At 32.6% G+C, this 18,399-nt stretch carries 13 protein-coding genes and 1 pseudogene; 6 read left to right on the forward strand and 8 right to left on the reverse strand.

What is annotated here, in order from left to right; all coding sequences use genetic code 11:
• Positions 1-4 precede the first annotated feature (4 nt).
• Entirely contained in the window at positions 5-1,531 is a 1,527-nt protein-coding gene (gene dsbI, locus GRQ01_RS06095; RefSeq protein ID WP_158334901.1) for a disulfide bond formation protein DsbI, read from the forward strand.
• Positions 1,532-1,549: 18 nt separating this feature from the next.
• Here dsbI and queC read toward each other — a convergent pair whose 3' ends face one another.
• Complete coding sequence (queC, locus tag GRQ01_RS06100; protein WP_158334902.1) at positions 1,550-2,230, reverse strand: 7-cyano-7-deazaguanine synthase QueC; 681 nt, start codon at positions 2,228-2,230, stop codon at positions 1,550-1,552.
• A 76-nt stretch (positions 2,231-2,306) separates the two neighbouring features.
• Between queC and GRQ01_RS06105 the strand changes: the two genes are divergently transcribed.
• Positions 2,307-3,533: an HD domain-containing protein gene (locus GRQ01_RS06105; RefSeq protein WP_158334903.1), complete on the forward strand. Its 1,227-nt coding sequence runs from the start codon at positions 2,307-2,309 to the stop codon at positions 3,531-3,533.
• Between the two features lie 86 nt (positions 3,534-3,619).
• Positions 3,620-4,144, forward strand: coding sequence for a YagU family protein (locus GRQ01_RS06110; protein ID WP_158334904.1), 525 nt, complete (start codon positions 3,620-3,622; stop codon positions 4,142-4,144).
• A gap of 12 nt (positions 4,145-4,156) precedes the next feature.
• On the opposite strand, the gene ilvD is transcribed toward GRQ01_RS06110, so the two are convergent.
• Positions 4,157-5,833 (reverse strand): dihydroxy-acid dehydratase, encoded by a 1,677-nt coding sequence (gene ilvD / locus GRQ01_RS06115; RefSeq protein WP_158334905.1) that lies wholly within the window; start codon positions 5,831-5,833, stop codon positions 4,157-4,159.
• Between the two features lie 192 nt (positions 5,834-6,025).
• On the opposite strand from ilvD, the gene GRQ01_RS06120 reads away from it, so the two are divergent.
• Positions 6,026-6,601 carry a ribonuclease HII gene (locus GRQ01_RS06120; protein WP_158334906.1) on the forward strand — a complete coding sequence of 192 codons (576 nt, stop codon included), beginning with the start codon at positions 6,026-6,028 and terminating at the stop codon, positions 6,599-6,601.
• Here GRQ01_RS06120 and GRQ01_RS06125 read toward each other — a convergent pair.
• The 3 genes from GRQ01_RS06125 to GRQ01_RS06135 form a co-directional block, all read right to left on the reverse strand.
• Positions 6,596-8,047: a glutamate synthase subunit beta gene (locus GRQ01_RS06125; RefSeq protein ID WP_158334907.1), complete on the reverse strand. Its 1,452-nt coding sequence runs from the start codon at positions 8,045-8,047 to the stop codon at positions 6,596-6,598. The two genes, GRQ01_RS06120 and GRQ01_RS06125, sit on opposite strands and share 6 nt — an antisense overlap.
• Before the next feature lie 10 nt (positions 8,048-8,057).
• Positions 8,058-12,548 (reverse strand): glutamate synthase large subunit, encoded by a 4,491-nt coding sequence (gene gltB, locus GRQ01_RS06130; RefSeq protein WP_158334908.1) that lies wholly within the window; start codon positions 12,546-12,548, stop codon positions 8,058-8,060.
• Between the two features lie 133 nt (positions 12,549-12,681).
• Positions 12,682-13,983, reverse strand: coding sequence for a Na+/H+ antiporter NhaC family protein (locus GRQ01_RS06135; protein ID WP_158334909.1), 1,302 nt, complete (start codon positions 13,981-13,983; stop codon positions 12,682-12,684).
• A 237-nt stretch (positions 13,984-14,220) separates the two neighbouring features.
• Here GRQ01_RS06135 and GRQ01_RS06140 point away from each other — a divergent pair, with 237 nt between their 5' ends.
• Both GRQ01_RS06140 and GRQ01_RS06145 read left to right on the forward strand, forming a co-directional pair.
• A complete protein-coding gene (locus tag GRQ01_RS06140; RefSeq protein WP_203121275.1) occupies positions 14,221-14,571 on the forward strand; it encodes a DUF485 domain-containing protein in 351 nt (116 codons plus the stop codon).
• A pseudogene (locus GRQ01_RS06145) lies at positions 14,568-16,201 on the forward strand (cation acetate symporter). The gene GRQ01_RS06140 and the pseudogene GRQ01_RS06145 overlap by 4 nt, the downstream one beginning before the upstream one ends.
• A 17-nt stretch (positions 16,202-16,218) precedes the next feature.
• Here GRQ01_RS06145 and GRQ01_RS07695 read toward each other — a convergent pair.
• The 3 genes from GRQ01_RS07695 to glpK all read right to left on the reverse strand — a co-directional run bounded on the left by GRQ01_RS07695 (position 16,219) and on the right by glpK (position 18,327).
• Positions 16,219-16,692: an MIP/aquaporin family protein gene (locus GRQ01_RS07695; RefSeq protein ID WP_229042128.1), complete on the reverse strand. Its 474-nt coding sequence runs from the start codon at positions 16,690-16,692 to the stop codon at positions 16,219-16,221.
• A gap of 17 nt (positions 16,693-16,709) precedes the next feature.
• On the reverse strand, positions 16,710-16,958 hold the full coding sequence (locus tag GRQ01_RS07700; RefSeq protein ID WP_228892832.1) for an aquaporin: 249 nt from the start codon (positions 16,956-16,958) through the stop codon (positions 16,710-16,712).
• Between the two features lie 82 nt (positions 16,959-17,040).
• Positions 17,041-18,327, reverse strand: a complete 1,287-nt coding sequence (gene glpK, locus GRQ01_RS06155) for a glycerol kinase GlpK (protein WP_324250700.1) — start codon at positions 18,325-18,327, stop codon at positions 17,041-17,043.
• Positions 18,328-18,399: the final 72 nt, after the last annotated feature.

Raw genomic sequence — 18,399 nt, forward strand, 5'->3', positions numbered from 1 at the left:
TAAAATGAACGAAATCAACAAAGCAAAAAATTTTTACACACTAATGTGTTTAGCAGGCTTTTTAATCATACTTTTGCCTGTGGGTATTGCAAATTTTATATTTGGGTATATGTTGGGTGATAGCCCTTGCGTACTTTGCTGGGGACAAAGAGAAGCTATGATTTTTATCGGAGTGATAGCACTTTTTATTGTTCGTTATGGTATAAAAGGCAAATATCTTGCAGCCCTTTTAATCATGACAGCCTTAGGCCTTTATCAGTCTTTTGCACATTATGGTAATCATGCTCACAGAGACTTAGATCAAGGTTTTGGTTTAGCAATATTTGGCATTCATACTTATTTTTGGGCCGAAATAATATTTTGGAGTGTGGTATTGCTTTTAGGCGTGATTTTTGTATTCGCTCCTAAATTTAATGCTTTTGAAATGGAATTAAACGGTCAAAAATTTAGACAATATACTAAATTTTCTTTTACAGCAGTAATTATTAGCACTATTATAGTAGCTTCAAACGTTTTTCAAGCTTTAGTTAGTACAGGCTTTCCTCCTTATGTAGGACAAAGCGATCCTGCAAGATTTAGCCTAAATCCAAAATACATCATTTGGAGTACACAAGGCTGGAATGGTCTATGGCAAAATATCTCTTTCTTAGGCAAACGCGATGTGAAAGCTCCTGATTATGCTTTTGCACCTGCTAGCGAGGCATTAAACATAAAATTTGACAATGATGTTAACAATGCTCCTTTTGCAAAAATTAATGAAGATCTTAAAATCACAAATGAACAAGACATTAATTTTGATAAAGCTATCAATACTATTGATTTTATAAATGGAGAATTTGTAGTAAGCTCTCAATGGGATGTGGCTTTCTTAGATGATAATTTTAATGTTAAAGAAAGCTTTGTATTAGATCCTTATTTTTCAGCTACTATTGATCCTATTATTGGAATCATTCCTTATATGGATGATAAATTCCTTCTCATGGGCTCTAACAAATCCTTTTTAAGATTTGAAAAAAATCCTAATCCTACTGAAGAAGATATCGCTAAACAATACGCTGATTTTATCAAAGGCAATGATAAATTCAAAGGCCAAGGCGAAGGCTTAGGTAGAGGAAGATTAGACACAATAAGATCTAAATTCAATCATGTAGCTAGTATAACTACAGATGGAAATTATTTTTATCTTGCAACCGTTCCTAACAATAAAGACACTAAAAATTTTGTAATTTCTAAATTTCCTTTAACAGATCGCATTCTTTCAAGTGAATTCACTCCAAAAGCAAATCTTAAAGAAGGCAAAACTTTAGGAGATCTTTATATAACTTCTATGGCTTTTAAAGACGGGGAAATTTATGCTTTAAGCAAAAATCACAATGTAATCATGGTCATTGATCCGCTTAAAGAAGAAGTGATAAAAACCATGTCTTTTCCAAGTTCTATCACTAATGCAAGAAGTATATTCTTCAAAGATGGAAAAATCAACATACTTTCTTATCAAGATGGAGTTAATAAACTTTACACTTTAGATTGATTAAAGTCCTAGTTCATACTAGGACTTTAATTGTTTATATTTAATCTTATCTTTAAATCCTGCTTTTTCAAAACCCTTCAAACGCAACAAGCAACTATCACATTCCCCACAAGCTTCATGTTCATCTTCATAACAAGACCAAGTTAATTCTAAAGGTATTTTTTCCTCTAAAGCAAGGGCAACGATTTGAGTCTTATTCAATCTTATAAGTGGGGTTTTTAATTCTACTTTAAATTGCTTGCTTGTGCCTTCATTGATAAATTCTTGTGCCTTTTGTATAAATGCACTTTTACAATCAGGATAACCGCTGCTATCTTCTTCTACCACACCTATAAAAATACTTTGGCAATTTTCTTTTTCAGCCAAGGCTCCTGCTATGCTTAAAAAAATCCCATTACGAAAAGGTACATAGGTAATAGGTACATCACTTAGATGCAATTGATTTTTGGGGATATTGATGCTTTTATCTGTTAAAGCACTGCCTCCTATATTTTTAATAAAACTCACATCTAAAATATAAGATTTTTTTACCTCCAAAGCTTTGCAAATTTGTTCAAAACACTTTCTTTCTTTGTTTTGAGTGCGTTGTTCATAATCAAAATGCAAGGCAATAATTTCATAGTTTTGTTTTTTAGCTAAATAAGTACACACCGTACTATCCATACCACCGCTAAGAATACAAAGTGCTTTTTTATTCATCTTTATCCTTAAAATTTGCTATAATTTAGCAATTTTAACGAATTTTTTTAAATTTAAATTACAAAGAAGGTAAAACATGATAAACATAAAACTTATAGAACATATTTTCAAAGCTGCTTCCATCAGCCGTTGGAATGATTACCCAAGAATGGCAAATTTAGTCGAGCTTGATAAACAAGCGCATAAATTCATCATAGCATATTTTATTGCGAAGATAGAAAAAGATGTCAATATGAAAGTCATTATTGAAGGAGGAATTTTCGAGTTTTTAAGCCGTGTAGTAGTCACTGATATACGCCCTGATGTGTACCATGAAATCGTGCGTCAAAAAAAATCTCAAATAAATGCTTGGGTATTAAGCAAAATTGAACCCATGATAGAAGATATAGAAAATGGGGCTTTTTTAAAGCGCTTTGAAGAATATCTAAAAGGCAATAGCTATGCTAAAGAAAGACTTATATTAAAAGCGGCATCTTATTTTGCAACCAAATGGGAATTTAATATAGTCTATCAAACCTCAGCTTTTTTAAATGATATTGAAGAGATAAAAAATAAGGTTGAAGAAGAATTAGAAGATTACTATGAACTTGTAGGAGCTAGAAAAATAGCATTAAATCAAAAAATAGCTAAAATCATTGATTTAAGCGGGAGATTGCGTTTTCAAAAGCGTTGGGCACAAACTCCACGCATACCTGAGACTGCGGTTTTAGGACACATGCTTGTAGTGGCAATCTTGGCATATTTTTATTCTTTAAAAATCAAAGCTTGCGATAAAAGACTTGAAAATAATTTTTATTGTGCTTTGTTTCATGATTTGCCAGAGTCTTTAACGCGTGATATCATAAGCCCTGTAAAATACGGCATAGATGGACTTCATGATATTATTAATGATTATGAAATGAAACTTATCAATGAAAGAATTTTGCCTTTTGTACCAGAGGGTTTAAGACCCGAATTTTCTTATATATTAGGCATTAGAGAAGGCAGGAATGAAGAAGCGAGTTTTGTTAAAAATGAATTTGAAAACCGTACTTATAAGAATGCTAAAATAGAACTTTGTAGCGGAAGTTTGAGTTCTTTTAATGAAGATGAATTTAATGCTATTGATGGTAAGGCTTTAAAATATTGTGATAAAATTGCTGCCTTTATAGAAGCAGGGCTTAGTATAAGTTATGGAGTAAAGTCTAAAGAACTTGAAAGCGGCTTTTTAGGAATGTATGATTTTTTCAAAGAAAATCCTACTATAGATGGGGTAAATTTCTTTGAAATTTGTAAAGAATTTAAAGAATACTTTACAATATAAAATAAGATTTATATTGTTTTTAATATATTTTAAATAAAAATATTATAAAGTCTGATTTTATTTTTATAAAACATAAAGGAATTGCTATGAATCAAAGTTCTCAAAAGCATTATACTCTAGCCTTTTTTATAGGCATATTAGCAGGTATTTTTGGAGCTATTGTTAAATGGGGTTGGGAAGTGCCTTTTCCTCCTAGGAATCCTAATATTTTTTGGCCAATAGATGCATTAGAGCGCCTTACTCCGCCTAAAATTTTCCTAGACCAACTCCATTTGCCTAGTGATTGTACCTATATATTTTCAGGCATGCAGCTGCCTTTATCGATTTTTATTGTGCATGTGGGTTTTTCTATTATTTTTGGCATAATTTATTGCATGATGGCAGAAAAATGGCATAGCATTACTATGTGGCAAGGTGCGGTTTTTGGCTTTTTCGTTTATCTTTTTGCTCATGTTATTTTAATGCCTTTAATAGGACAGTTGCCCCCGCTTTCTGAAATTCCTTTTGATGAACATTTATCTGAATTTTTTGGCCACATTATCTGGCTTTGGAGTATAGAAATAATCCGCCATGACATAAGAAATCGTATCACTAAAGAAATACAAGAATGAAAGAAAAATCTTTCATTGCATGTCTAAAACTGCACCTTTGCTAGCATTGGTGACAAGTTTTTGATACATTTTAAGCCATCTTGAAGGCACTTCTTTTTTAACCAAACTAAATTCCTTTTGACGCTTAGCAATTTCTTCTTCACTTAAAAGTGCTTTAATAGTATAAGCATCCACATCAATTTCTATTTCATCCCCATCTTTTAAAAGCGCTATTAATCCTCCTTCAGCCGCTTCAGGTGAAATATGACCTACGCTTAAACCCCTTGTAGCACCGCTAAAACGCCCATCGGTAATCAAAGCCACATCAGCACCCAAGCCCATTCCCACTAAAAGCGAAGTAGGACTTAGCATTTCTTGCATGCCTGGACCACCTTTTGGACCTTCATAGCGTATGACACATACATTTCCTTTTTGCACCTTGCCTTTGATAATACCTTTAATAGCTTCATCTTGAGAATTAAAACAAACTGCCTTACCTTTAAATTTCCTTTCTCCAATAATACCTGCAGTTTTTATAACACAGCCTTGCTCAGCTAAATTTCCAAATAAAATAGCAAGTCCACCTACTTGTGAGTAAGCATTGCTGACTTTGCGAATGATGTGCTCGTCTTTGATTTTGATATTTTTTAAACGCTCTTTTAAACTTTCGCCTGTAATAGTAAGCGCATCAAGCTCTAAAATATGCCCTTTTACACTTGCAATTTCAGCCATTACCGCACTAACCCCACCGGCTTTATGGATATCTTCCATATAAACTGTGTTTAACGAAGGTGCGATCTTAGCAATATGCGCAACCTTACTTGAAATAAAATTAAGCTCTTTAATATCAAGTTCCACTCCTGCTTCACGTGAAATAGCAAGCATATGAAGAACAGTATTTGTACTTCCTCCCATAGCCATATCCACTACCATAGCATTATGAAGGGCTTTTTTAGTAATGATATTGCGAATTTTAAATCTTTCATCTAAAGCAATTTCACAAATACGCCTTGCAGCCTTTTTTAAAAGCTCTTCTCTTTCCTTGCTTAAAGCCAAAATAGTTCCATTGCCTTCTAAAGCTATGCCCATAGCCTCACATAAAGTATTCATAGAATTTGCTGTAAACATTCCCGAACAAGATCCCCCACTAGGACAGGCTGAACATTCTATATCTTTAAATTCTTCTTTAGTGATTTTATTAGCTTCATAAGCCCCCACAGCTTCAAATACAGAACTAAGGCTGATTTTTTCACCCTTTTTACTTATACCCGAACGCATAGGTCCACCACTTACAAATACAGTTGGAACATTTACCCTTAAAGCTCCCATAAGCATACCAGGAGTGATTTTATCACAATTAGGAATGCAAATTAAAGCATCAAGTTGATGAGCATTCATGACAGTTTCAACAGAATTAGCAATAAGCTCACGGCTTGGCAAAGAATAAAGCATACCATCATGTCCCATGGCTATACCATCATCCACACCTATGGTATTAAACTCAAAAGGAATGCAGCCGTTTTTACGGATTTCATCTTTGATGATTTTAGCGTATTTATTTAAAAAATAATGCCCTGGAATTATATCTATATAGCTATTTGCTACACCTATAAAAGGTTTATTAAAATCCTCATCTTTTAAACCACAAGCCCTAAGCAAAGAACGATTAGGCGCTTTTAAATGCCCTTTTTTTATGGCATCGCTTCTCATTGTAACTCCTGATAATAATTTTTTAATATTATATTTAGCAAAACTTAATTTTTGTACAAGTTATTTTAATATATCTTGCAAGAAATAATGAAATATTTTTAGACTTAATTTTAAAAAATATTGATTTTTTTAAGATATTATTTTATTTTAATATAATATATAAATACTAGACAATGGCTTTTTATAAAAATCATGAAAACTTTATTTAACACAGATGAACTTTTAAACGAATTTGATATGACTTTAATAGGAATTGATGAAGCAGGACGAGGTGCCTTAGCAGGACCTATGACAATGGCAGCTTGCAAACTTCATAAAAGACTTAACAAACTGTGTGATTCTAAAAAACTCAATGAAAAAAAACGCGAAGAACTCTATGAACTCATCTTAAAAAACTCTACTTATCTTATACTTGCTTTTTCTTCAGAACAAATTGACAAATTAGGACTTAGTGCTTGTTTAAAAACAGGTTTGATACTCATTAAAAAACATTTTCAAAAAGAAAACAACTTTTTATACGATGGCAATACGAACTTTAGCATCAGCACAATTAAAACACAAATTAAAGCCGATGCAAACATCATGCAAGTTAGCGCAGCTAGCATACTTGCAAAAGTGAGCAAAGATAGGATAATGAATTTTTTAGCCACAGACTTTCCTGATTATGAATTTGAAAAAAACAAAGGCTATGGCACTAAAACTCACAAAGAATTAATAAAAAAACTAGGAAGCTGCAAACTTCATCGCAAAAGCTTCAAACTTTTATAATTCTTTTTCTAAATTTTGATGCAAGTTTAAAGCGCATTCTATGCCATCTTTTATAGCCCAAACGACCAAAGATTGTCCTTTTCTAGCATCACCGCAAGCAAAGATTTTTTCATGTGTGGTTTGGAAATTTTTTGTACTTATATTGTTGTTTTCATCCAATGTAACCCCAAAATTTTTAGCAATATTATCTTCACTACCACTAAAACCCATGGCTAAAAGTACCAAATCAGCTTTATAACTTTTTGTAGAATTTGCAACCTCAACATTTATGGCTTTTGTTCCTTGAAATTCACGTTTTAAATCATTTAGCTCAACGCCTTCTACATGAGTTTTGCCTAGGAATTTCTTTGTCATTTTTTGATATTGCCTAGGATCTTTACCATATACAGCAAAGGCTTCTTCTATGCCATAATCAGTTGTAAAAACATCTGCTTTTAAAGGCCAAGGATTGCTTTGACTTCTTTGTAAGGGTCTTTTTGGACTTCTTTCTAAACGTATTATGGATTTAGCCCCTTGCCTTGTTGCTACAGCAATACAATCAACGCTTGTATCCCCACTTCCTATAACCAAAACATTCTTGCCCTTAGCCGTATTTGCACCTTGATGCGTTTTTAACAAGCTCTTAGTATTTTGGGTTAAAAAATCAAGTGCAAATTCAATGCCTTTTAATTTCCTTCCCTCTATATCCAAATCTATAGGCTTGCTAGCCCCAGTACAAAGGACTAAAGCATTAAATTCTTTAAGAAGTTTTAAAACCTTATCTTTGCTATCTATATTTTCATTCACCTTAAATTCTATCCCGGCTTTTTTAAGCAAATCAACACGTCTATTTACTATACTTTTATCAAGCTTCATATCAGGAATTCCATACATCAAAAGCCCGCCTATTTTATCGCTTCTTTCAAAAACACTTACTTTATAGCCCATAGAATTTAAAGTATTTGCACAAGCAAGCCCAGAAGGTCCACTTCCTATAATAGCAATTTTTTTTCCATTATATTTTTTAGGCTTATTAACGTTTACTAAATTTTCTTTAAAAGCATTTTCTATAATGGCTAGTTCATTATTTTTAATACTCACGCTATTGCCATTGATCGCACACACACAAGAATCTTCACAAGGTGCAGGACAAACACGGCCTGTAAATTCAGGAAAAGGATTAGTAAGTTCAAGCCTTTCATAGGCTTCTTTCCATAAAGATCGGTAAATTAAATCATTCCATTCTGGGATGAGATTATTTAAAGGACAGCCCACATCCTTGCCTTGAGTTAACACACCAGTATGACAAAAAGCCACCCCACAATCCATGCAACGCCCACCTTGAATTTCTTGTTCTTTTTTATCTAAAAATCTTATAAATTCTTTGAAATTCAAAACCCTTTCTTTAGGATCAAGCTTTTTAAAATCTACCCTCTTAAAATCTAAAAAACCTCTTGGATTTCCCATATTCTACTCCTTATTTTTGTGTAATTTTTAAAAAAGCTGCTAAATTTGGATCTTTTTCATTTTTACAAAGTTCAAGCATTTTTAGCATCTTTTCATAATCCCTTGGCATGACTTTAAAAAAGTCTTTTTTGTCAAATTTTTCTAATATATCTTTAGCCTTTTTAGAATTAGTATAAACTATATGCTTTTCTATCATACTTTTTAATTCTTTTTCATCTTTAGCATTAAGATCTTTTATATCAACAAGTTCAGTATTAACATGGGTTTGATTATGCCTTCCAAAAATATAAACAACACCCCCACTCATACCTGCAGCAAAATTCGCACCCACATCGCCAAGCACCACAACAAGTCCTCCTGTCATATACTCACAACCATGCACACCCGTACCTAAAACCACAGCATTAGCTCCTGAATTCCTTACACAAAATCTTTCTCCAGCTATACCATCTAAATACACCTCGCCCTCAGTAGCCCCATACAAACAAGCATTTCCTGCAATGATATTTTCTTCAGGCGAAAAAGTGATTTCATTTGAAATTTTAGCAATGATCTTACCCCCACTTAAACCCTTGCCTAAATAATCATTACTATCTCCTATGATTTCAAGTTTAATACCCTTTATCAAAAACGCTCCAAAACTATTGCCCGCATTGCCTATGGCTTTTATATGGATGCTATCAGGTTTTAAAGCGTCTTTACCATAAGTTTTTAAAATTTCACTTGAAAGCATGGTTGCAAAAGTTCGGCTTTGATTTCCTACCTCTAAAGAAAGCTTAATAGGCTCTTTTTTCTCTACAGCATTTTTACAAAGTGGAAGTAAAATCCTATAATCAATTGTTTTTTCTAATTTATTGTCTTTGTAATCTTTAAAATGCACAGCAGTTTTATTATAAGTTGGCAAGGATTTTAAAATTTTATCCAAATTAAGTTTTCGTGCTTTACCTTCAACACTTTTTTGAGAGAGTTTATCCACGCGTCCTATCATATCATCAAGACGTTCAAAACCAAGTCTTGCCATGTATTCTCTAAGCTCTTGGGCTATAAAATACATGAAATTAATCACATCATCTACCTTAGCTTTAAAACGACCTCTAAGCTGGGTATCTTGAGTAGCTATACCAAAAGGACAAGTATTAAGATGACATACTCTCATCATCGTACAACCCATAGCGATTAAAGGTGCTGTAGCAAAACCAAATTCTTCAGCTCCTAAAAGTGCTGCTATAGCTAAATCACGGCCTGTCATTAGTTTTCCATCTGTTTCTAATCTCACCCTATCTCTTAATCTATTTAAAATCAAAGTTTGATGTGCCTCAGCCAAGCCTAGTTCCCAAGGAATTCCCGCATGCGGTATAGAGGTTCTAGGACTTGCTCCTGTCCCTCCATCATATCCTGAAATAAGTATAGAATTTGCCCCTGCCTTAGCCACACCAGCAGCAACTGTACCTATGCCATTTTCACTTACAAGTTTTACTGAAATTTTGGCATCTTTATTAGCATTTTTTAAATCATAAATAAGCTGAGATAAATCCTCTATAGAATAAATATCATGATGAGGAGGTGGAGAAATAAGCGTCACACCCGCTGTAGAATGCCTAGCCTTAGCTATCCAAGGATAGACTTTAAAACCCATTAATTGCCCACCCTCACCAGGCTTTGCACCTTGTGCAACTTTGATTTGGATCTCTTTTGCATGGATTAAATAATTTAAATCCACACCAAAACGCCCACTTGCAATTTGCTTAATGGCTGAGTTTTTATCCACTCCATCTTTTATTTCATAACGCTCTTCATCTTCCCCGCCTTCTCCTGAATTTGATTTAGCTCCTATTTTGTTCATAGCTTGTGCTAAACACTCATGGGCCTCTTTAGAAATGGATCCATAGCTCATAGCCCCACTTCTAAAGCGTTTAACTATGCTTTGAACACTTTCAACCTGATCAATACTAATAGCCTCACTAAAATCAAATTCCATTAAAGAACGCAAATTCACTTGTTTTTCTTCTATTAAAGCAGAGTATTTTTTAAAACTTTTATAATCTTTATTACGACAGGCTTTTTGAAGATAAAAAATCGCAAGCGGATCGATTAAATGCTCTTCTTTAGCACTTCTAAAACTATGAATTCCTTTAGAATCTAAAGCCTTATGTGTATCATTAAAAGCATGTTTGTGTAAAGCAATGAGTTCTTTTTCAAAATCCTCTAAATCCATACCTTCAATACGCGAGATGGTAGAAGTAAAGTACTTATCAACCACTTTAGAATTTAAACCCAAACACTCAAAAAGGGCAGATCCATTATAACTTTGCAAGGTAGAAACTCCCATTTTTGAAGCGATTTTTACTATACCGCTTGAAGCAGCTTTGATAAAATTTTCTACTGCTTTTTTATAGCTTAGATTAAGTTCTTTATTAACTATAAGTTTTTGTATGCTTTCATAAACTAAATAAGGATTGATCACCGTAGCCCCATAACCTAAAAGACATGCAAAATGATGGATTTCTCTAGGCTCACCGCTTTGAATGATAATACTTGTATGTGTTCTTAAATTTTTTCTTACTAAATGATTATGCACCCCAGAAACCGCAAGCAAGGCAGGAATATAAGCTTTTTTCTCATTGACTCCTTTATCGCTTAAAATAATAATAGAAGCACCTTTTTTAACTTCTTCTTCTACTTTAATACAAAGTTCATCTAAGGCCTTTTGCAAAGAATTTTTAGCATAATTATAAAGTATAGAAAATTCTTTAACTTGAAATTCTTTTAAAGCTTTCACTTCAAAAAGCTCTTCATTGCTTATCACAGGTAGGGCTATTTTGACACGTTTTGCATTATTTTCATCTGGCTTTAATAAATTCCCTTCACTTCCTAGATAAATCCTTGTAGAAGTAACTATCTCTTCTCTTATAGCATCAAGGGGAGGATTGGTTACTTGTGCGAAAAGCTGCTTAAAATAATTGTATAAAGGTTGATAGCTTTTACAAAGTATAGCCAAAGGCGTATCAACACCCATAGCCGCTATAGCTTCTTTGCCATTTTGTGCCATGTATCTAACACTCATTGTAAGCTCATCATAGCTCCAAGCAAAAGCCTTTTGAAGTCTTAAAACCTCATCTTCTTTCAAAAACTCATGTTTATAAACCCCGCTGTGTTGCTTTTCAAGCTCTACTAAATTTTTAAGCCAAGTTTTATAAGGTTTAGCATTAGCATAATGCTCTTTGATTTCATTATCAGCTATAAGCCTTCCTCTTGCAGTATCGACAAGCAAAAGCTTTCCAGGTTCTAAACGTTTTTTAGCTTTGATATTTTTTTCATCTAGTTTTAAAACCCCTGTTTCACTTGAAAGTATAAGCATATCATCTTTTGTAAGATAATATCTTGAAGGACGAAAACCATTCCTATCTAAACTCGCCCCCATAATTACCCCATCAGTAAAAATTACAGCTGCAGGGCCATCCCAAGGCTCCATTAATAAAGAATGGTATTCATAAAAAGCACGTTTTTTGCCTTCCATATTTTTATTTTTATGCCAAGGCTCAGGCACCATCATCATAAAGGCTTCTTCTAAAGTACGACCATTAAGGGCTAAAAATTCCAAAGTATTATCAAACATAGCAGAATCACTACTAGGCTTTGCTATAATAGGGAAAATTTCATCTAAATTTTCAAAATACTCACTTTTCATCAAACCTTCTCTAGCCCTTATGTTATCAACATTTCCGCGTATGGTATTGATTTCTCCATTGTGCACCATATAACGATTTGGATGGGCTCTTTCCCAACTTGGAAAGGTATTAGTTGAAAAACGAGAATGCACTAAGGCTATGGCTGATTTCATATTAACATCTTTAAAATCAAGATAAAAATCACTCAATTGAGTTGAAAGAAGCATTCCTTTATAAACTATAGTACGCGAAGAAAAACTCGAAAAATAGAATTTTGGCACTTTTAAAGCTCTTTTTTCTATAAGACGACGCGTACTATAAAGCACCCTTTCAAATTCTAAGCCAGGATTTATTTTGCTTGGTCTTTTTACAAAAGCTTGCAAAAAATAAGGCATGGTTTTTAAAGCACTAGCACCTATATCACTAGCATTAAAAGGCACCTCTCTAAAACCTAAAAATTCAAGTTTTTTATCTTTTAATCCTTGTAAAAATATAGCTTTTGCTTGTTCTTTTGCATCTTTATTAAGTGATAAAAACATTTGTGCTACAGCATAATCACCCTTTTTAGGAAGTTTAAAGCCTAATTCTTGAGTCATAAAAAATTCATGCGGAATTTGCATTAAAATCCCTGCTCCATCACCTGAATTTTCTTCAGCCCCTGCACCGCCTCGGTGTTCAAGATTCATCAAAATTTCTAAAGCATCACAAATAACCTTATAAGAAGCTATACCGCGTATATTTACAACTGCTGCAATACCACAAGAATCATGCTCATTTTGTGGATGGTATAAAGCTATGCTTTGATTATTTTCTAAGATATTTTCTAAATCCATTTTATCTCCTTATAAAATTGATTTTAATTAGCTTATGAAGCTTAAAATATATTTTTAAAATTGATATAATTTTTATCTTAAAAATAAATAAATTAAAAAATATTTTAATACATTTTTATAAATTATATAAAAATTATAAAAACATAGCAATAGCACTTCCTAAAATCAATAAAGATCCATTATAAAAAATAAAAGTTGGGATACAAGTGTCTTTAATATGATCGTGTTGTTTATCAGCATTTAAACCTACACTCGTTCCTATGGTGGTTTCGCTTGCTGGACTTCCTGCATCTCCTAAAGCCCCTGCTACGCCTAAAATAAATATAATAAGCCCTGTACTAAAACCAAGTTCTAAACAAATAGGACAAAAAAGTGCGGCTATAATAGGTATGGTTCCAAAAGAACTTCCTATACCCATAGTAATAATCAATCCTATTAAAAGCATTAAAAATACTGTTAAAAATTTACTTTTTTCTACATAAGGGAGGATGAAAATAATAAGCTCTTTTACCGAAGCACTTTGTTTTAAAACCTCAGCATACCCAGCAGCAACAAGCATAACAAAAGCTATAAAACCCATCATTTTAAATCCCTCATCAAAAACTGTGTTGATTTTAGAAAATTCAACCCCACCTAAAACCACCATCAAAATAAAACCTAAAAGTCCTGATAAAGGCAAATTCGAAGTTATAATTTGCAAAAGCAAGGTCAAAACAAGCCCGGCTAAAACACCCCATTCTTTAGAACTCATTTTAAGATTTTCCAAATCAGGCTTGATCAATTTTATTTCTTGATATTCCCTTGGCTTACGATAAAAAACAAAAAGGGCTAAAATAAGTCCGCTTAACATACAAATAGCAGCCAAATACATAGTATTTGTGATATCATTTAAAGACACATTCAAACCATTAGCATTTAAATTGTCTTTTAAAAGATCTTGAAAAGTAAGTCCAAATCCTACAGGCAAAACCATATAAGGAGTAATAAGGCCAAAAGTCAAAGCACAAGCTACAGCCCTACGATCGATTTTAAGCTGATTAAAAAGACTTAAAAGAGGCGGAATTAATAAAGGTATAAAAGCTACATGGATAGGAATTAAATTTTGAGAAAAACAAGAAATCAAGGCCAAAGATAAAAGCAATAAATATTTTTTATGTGAGATAAAACCCCTTACTATTTTAATCAAATATGCTGTTAAATGGGTCTTTGAAATTGCTATTGCAATAGCACCTAAAAGTATATAACTAAGAGAGGTTTTTAAATTTTCTTTCATTCCACTTATGAGTATATTCATAGTATCTACAAGACTAAGATGAGAAAATATGCCTGCAACAAGAGCTGCAATTAAAAGACTTAAAAGCACATTAAAACGAAATAAACAAAGCAAGGTCATTAAAACAACACTAATAATAATGGGATTTGTCAACAAACTCAAGGATTTTCCTTATAAATTAATAAAACTTAATTCTAGAGAAATTTTTGTTAAAATGTAATAAAATATTAAATGCTTAAATATGTAAATTTTAGTAACATTTTATAATATATGTTACTTTTATACATATTTCAAAGAAAAATTCTTCCATTATTCAAGACTCAATATTTTTAAACTCTAAAATTATGGAATTTTTGTTATATTTTTAATAAAAATCGAAAGGAATATCCATGGAACTCGATACCGAACAAAAAAAATACTATTTTAAAATTTAAAAATTTTGTTTCTTTTAGAAACAAAATCTCTCTTAATCTGTCTTTAATAATAATCATTTGTTATTATATCTTTGTTTTAGGCATAGGACTTATGCCAGAAATTTTAGGATATAAACTTGGTCCTAGCGCTATAACTCTTGGTATTATAATAGGTATTGGCCTGATTTTATTATGCATTATTTCTACAGGAATTTATACTTTTATCGCAAATCATTTCTTAGATAAAGAACAAGAAGAAATGATTAAAAACTTAAAAAAACAAGGATTACTTGATGCATTAAAAAACGGAAAGATTGATTATAAGGAATTAATATGAGAATTTTAATATTAGCAATTTTATTTTTTGATTCGGCCTTTAGTGCTAGCTTTGATTTAGGAGAAATTCACCAAAAAGACATAAATATAACTGCTGTGAGCATGTTTTTGATCTTTGTTTTAGCGACTTTATTAATTACTTATTATTCTAATAAAAAATCTCAATCTAAAAAGCGGATTTTATACCGCTGGTGGGAATATCACACAGGCATGCAAAATGGTATGGCTATAGCAGGAGATTATATGAGTGCAGCAAGCTTTCTTGGAATTACTGCTTTAGTTTTTACAAACGGTTTTGATGGACTTATTTATTCTATAGGTTTTTTAGTAGGATGGCCTATTATTTTATTTTAATTGCAGAAAAATTCAGAAACCTTGGAAAATTTACTTTTGCAGACATTACTGCTTATCGTTTAGAAGCAAAACCTATACGCGTTATATCAGCTATTTCTGCTTTAAGCGTGATTATTTTTTACCTTATTGCCCAAATGGTAGGAGCAGGACAACTCATACAATTACTCTTTGGTTTGCCTTATACCTTTGCAGTGATTTTAGTAGGAATTTTAATGATTTGCTATGTGACTTTTGGAGGAATGCACGCAACCACTTGGGTACAAATTATAAAAGCTATTTTGCTTTTAGCAGGGGCTTCTTTTATGGCTTTTATGATATTATATCTTACTAAATTTGATTTAAAATACTATTTTGACTTAGCCATATCCCATCATCCAAAGGGTGAAAATATAATGAAACCTGGCACTTTCTTGCCTGATACTGTTTCAGCACTTTCTTTAGGATTGGCTTTGATGTTTGGAACTGCGGGATTGCCTCATATTTTAATGCGGTTTTTTACCGTAAAGGATGCTAAAGAAGCAAGAAAATCAGTATTTTATGCAACAGGATTTATAGGATATTTTTATATACTTACTTTCATTATAGGTTTTGGAGCTATAGCACTTTTATTTACAAATCCTCAATTTACTAATGCTGATGGAAGTTTTAATGGGGCTAGCAATATGATTGCTATAACCTTAGCTGAAGTTTTAGGTGGGGATATATTTTTAGGATTTATTTTAGCTGTTGCCTTTGCTACTATTTTAGCTGTGGTTGCAGGACTTGCAATTTCAGGTGCAGGGACAATAAGTCATGATTTATATGTTAATGTTATTAAAAACGGTAATGTTAATCATGAAAATGAAATGAAAGTTACAAAAATTGCAACTATAACTATAGGAATTTTTGCTATTTTATTACGCATTGTTTTTGAAAAACAAAATGTCGCTTTTACTGTAGGCCTTGCTTTTGCTATAGCTGCGAGTGTGAATTTTCCTATACTTTTGCTTTGCATTTATTGGAAAAATCTTACTACAAAAGGTGCTTTTTGGGGTGGGCTTATAGGACTTATTGTAGTTCTTGCTTTAGTGATTTTAAGCCCTAGTATATGGGTGAAAAGCTTTGGCTTTAATCAAGCAATTTTCCCTTATGATCACCCAGCTTTATTTTCCATGCCTTTGAGTTTTTTACTCATTTATATCATTTCAAAACTTGATAATTCTAAAAGATCCCAAAAAGACAAAGAAGGTTTTAAAGCACAAAGTGGCATAGGAATCAGTGAAGCTATAATGCATTAAGGGCTTTTAGCCCTTATTTATAAATAAAGGTATAAAAACGAAGCTAAAGTAGAACCAAAAATAGGCCCTAAAACAGGGATCCAAGCATAGGCCCAATCGCATTTTGCTTTCATAGGCAAAACACTTAAAACTATACGAGGAGATAAATCCCTACAAGGATTTATAGCATAGCCTGTAGTAGATCCAAGGCTTAAACCTATAGCCCATACTAAAATAGCAACAGGCAAAGCCCCTATACTTCCAAGCCCTATTTTAACATCCTTAATATCTGGAAAAACTATATTCGCACCTGTAATATATAAGATAACAAAAATTAAAACAAAACTGCCTAGAAATTCACTAAAAAAATTAATTTTATAATTTCTAATGGCAGGTTCAGTACAAAAACAAGCTCTTCTTAAAGCTTCATCTTCAGTTATTTTAAAATGATCATAATAAAAAATATATACAAGCAAAGCACCAAAAGCAGCTCCTAAAAATTGTCCAAGCAAATAAGAAGGAACCAAAGTTAAAGGTATATTTTTTGAGTAATGAGTAAACTTAAAGTAACAGCTGGATTTAAATGAGCTCCACTTATAGGTCCAGCTACAGTCACTCCAACAAAAACAGCAAAAGCCCAAGCAGTAGTGATGACAAGCCATTGTGCTGATTCACCAAAATCACATTTAGTATTTTTAAGCAAACAGCTTGCAACCACACCATTTCCTAAAAGTATAAGTAAAGTCTTTCCTATAAATTCAGCTAATATGATTCCCATAAACTACTCCATCCAATTTAAACTTCTCTTAACCGCTTTATGCCAATATTTAAACATAGTTTCTATTTCAAGACTATTTTTACTAGGAGTAAAAATCAGCTATTTGATATTGTTCTTTAAGAGTTTTAATATCCTTAAAATAACCCACAGCCAAGCCCGCTAAATAACCAGCACCTAAAGCCGTAGTTTCAACACTCTTTGGTCTTTTAATTTCAAAACCAAATAAATCAGCTTGAATTTGCATCAAATAATCACTCGCACTCGCACCTCCATCTACGCGAATTTCACTGCATTGAGATCCTAAATCTTTTTCCATTTCTTTGACTATATCATAAACTTGAAATGCTATTCCTTCTAAAACAGCTCTAGCAAGGTGTCCATCAGTAGTAGCCCTACTAATGCCAAAAATAGTCCCTCTAGCATACTGATCCCAATAAGGCGTGCCAAATCCAGCTAAAGCAGGCACAAAATACACCCCACCATTGTCTTTTTCTGTAGAAGCTAAAGTATTAATATCAGCTGAAGTTCTTATAAGTCTAAGTCCATCTCTTAGCCATTGTATGGCAGCACCACCTATAAAAACCCCTCCTTCTAAAGCATAAGTTATTTCATCATTAATCTGCCATGCAATAGTGCTTAAAAGATTATTTTTGCTTAAAACAGGACTTTTTCCACAATTCATAAGCAAAAAACACCCTGTCCCATAAGTATTTTTCATCATGCCTTTTTCAGTGTACATTTGCCCAAACAATGCTGCTTGTTGATCCCCAGCTATACCTACTATGGGGATTTGACTATCAACCCATCTAGTAGCTGTATAGCCATAAATTTCACTAGAACTTTTAACTTCAGAAAGAATTTGTCTTGGTATATCAAATATTTCAAGCAATTCATCATCCCATGATAAAGTATGGATATTATAAAGCATGGTTCTACTAGCATTACTCACATCAGTTACATGAACCTTTCCTTTAGTCAGATTAAAAATAAGCCAAGTATCTATAGTCCCAAAACATAATTCTCCTTTTTGAGCTTTTGATCTTGCACCCTCTACATTATCTAGAATCCATTTTATTTTAGTAGCTGAAAAATAAGCGTCTAAAACCAGGCCTGTTTTAGCTTGTATTAAATTTGATTTATCTTTTTTAAGTTCTTCACAAAAATCAGCCGTTCTTTTATCTTGCCAAACTATGGCATTATATATGGGTTCTAGTGTATTTTTATCCCAAATTACAGTAGTTTCTCTTTGATTTGTAATGCCTAATGCTGCTATGTCTTTAGCATTTAAATTAGCTCTTGCTAAAGATTCTGTAAGTGTGGCGATTTGAGAACTCCAAATTTCTTTGTTGTGGATAAATTTGGGTAAAATCTTTTTGTGCTATAGAAATAATATTTGAATTTTCATTAAAAATTAAAGCTCTTGAAAGAAGTTGTTCCCTGA

This window comes from Campylobacter bilis (genome assembly GCF_016806695.1).
Taxonomy (GTDB): domain Bacteria; phylum Campylobacterota; class Campylobacteria; order Campylobacterales; family Campylobacteraceae; genus Campylobacter_D; species Campylobacter_D bilis.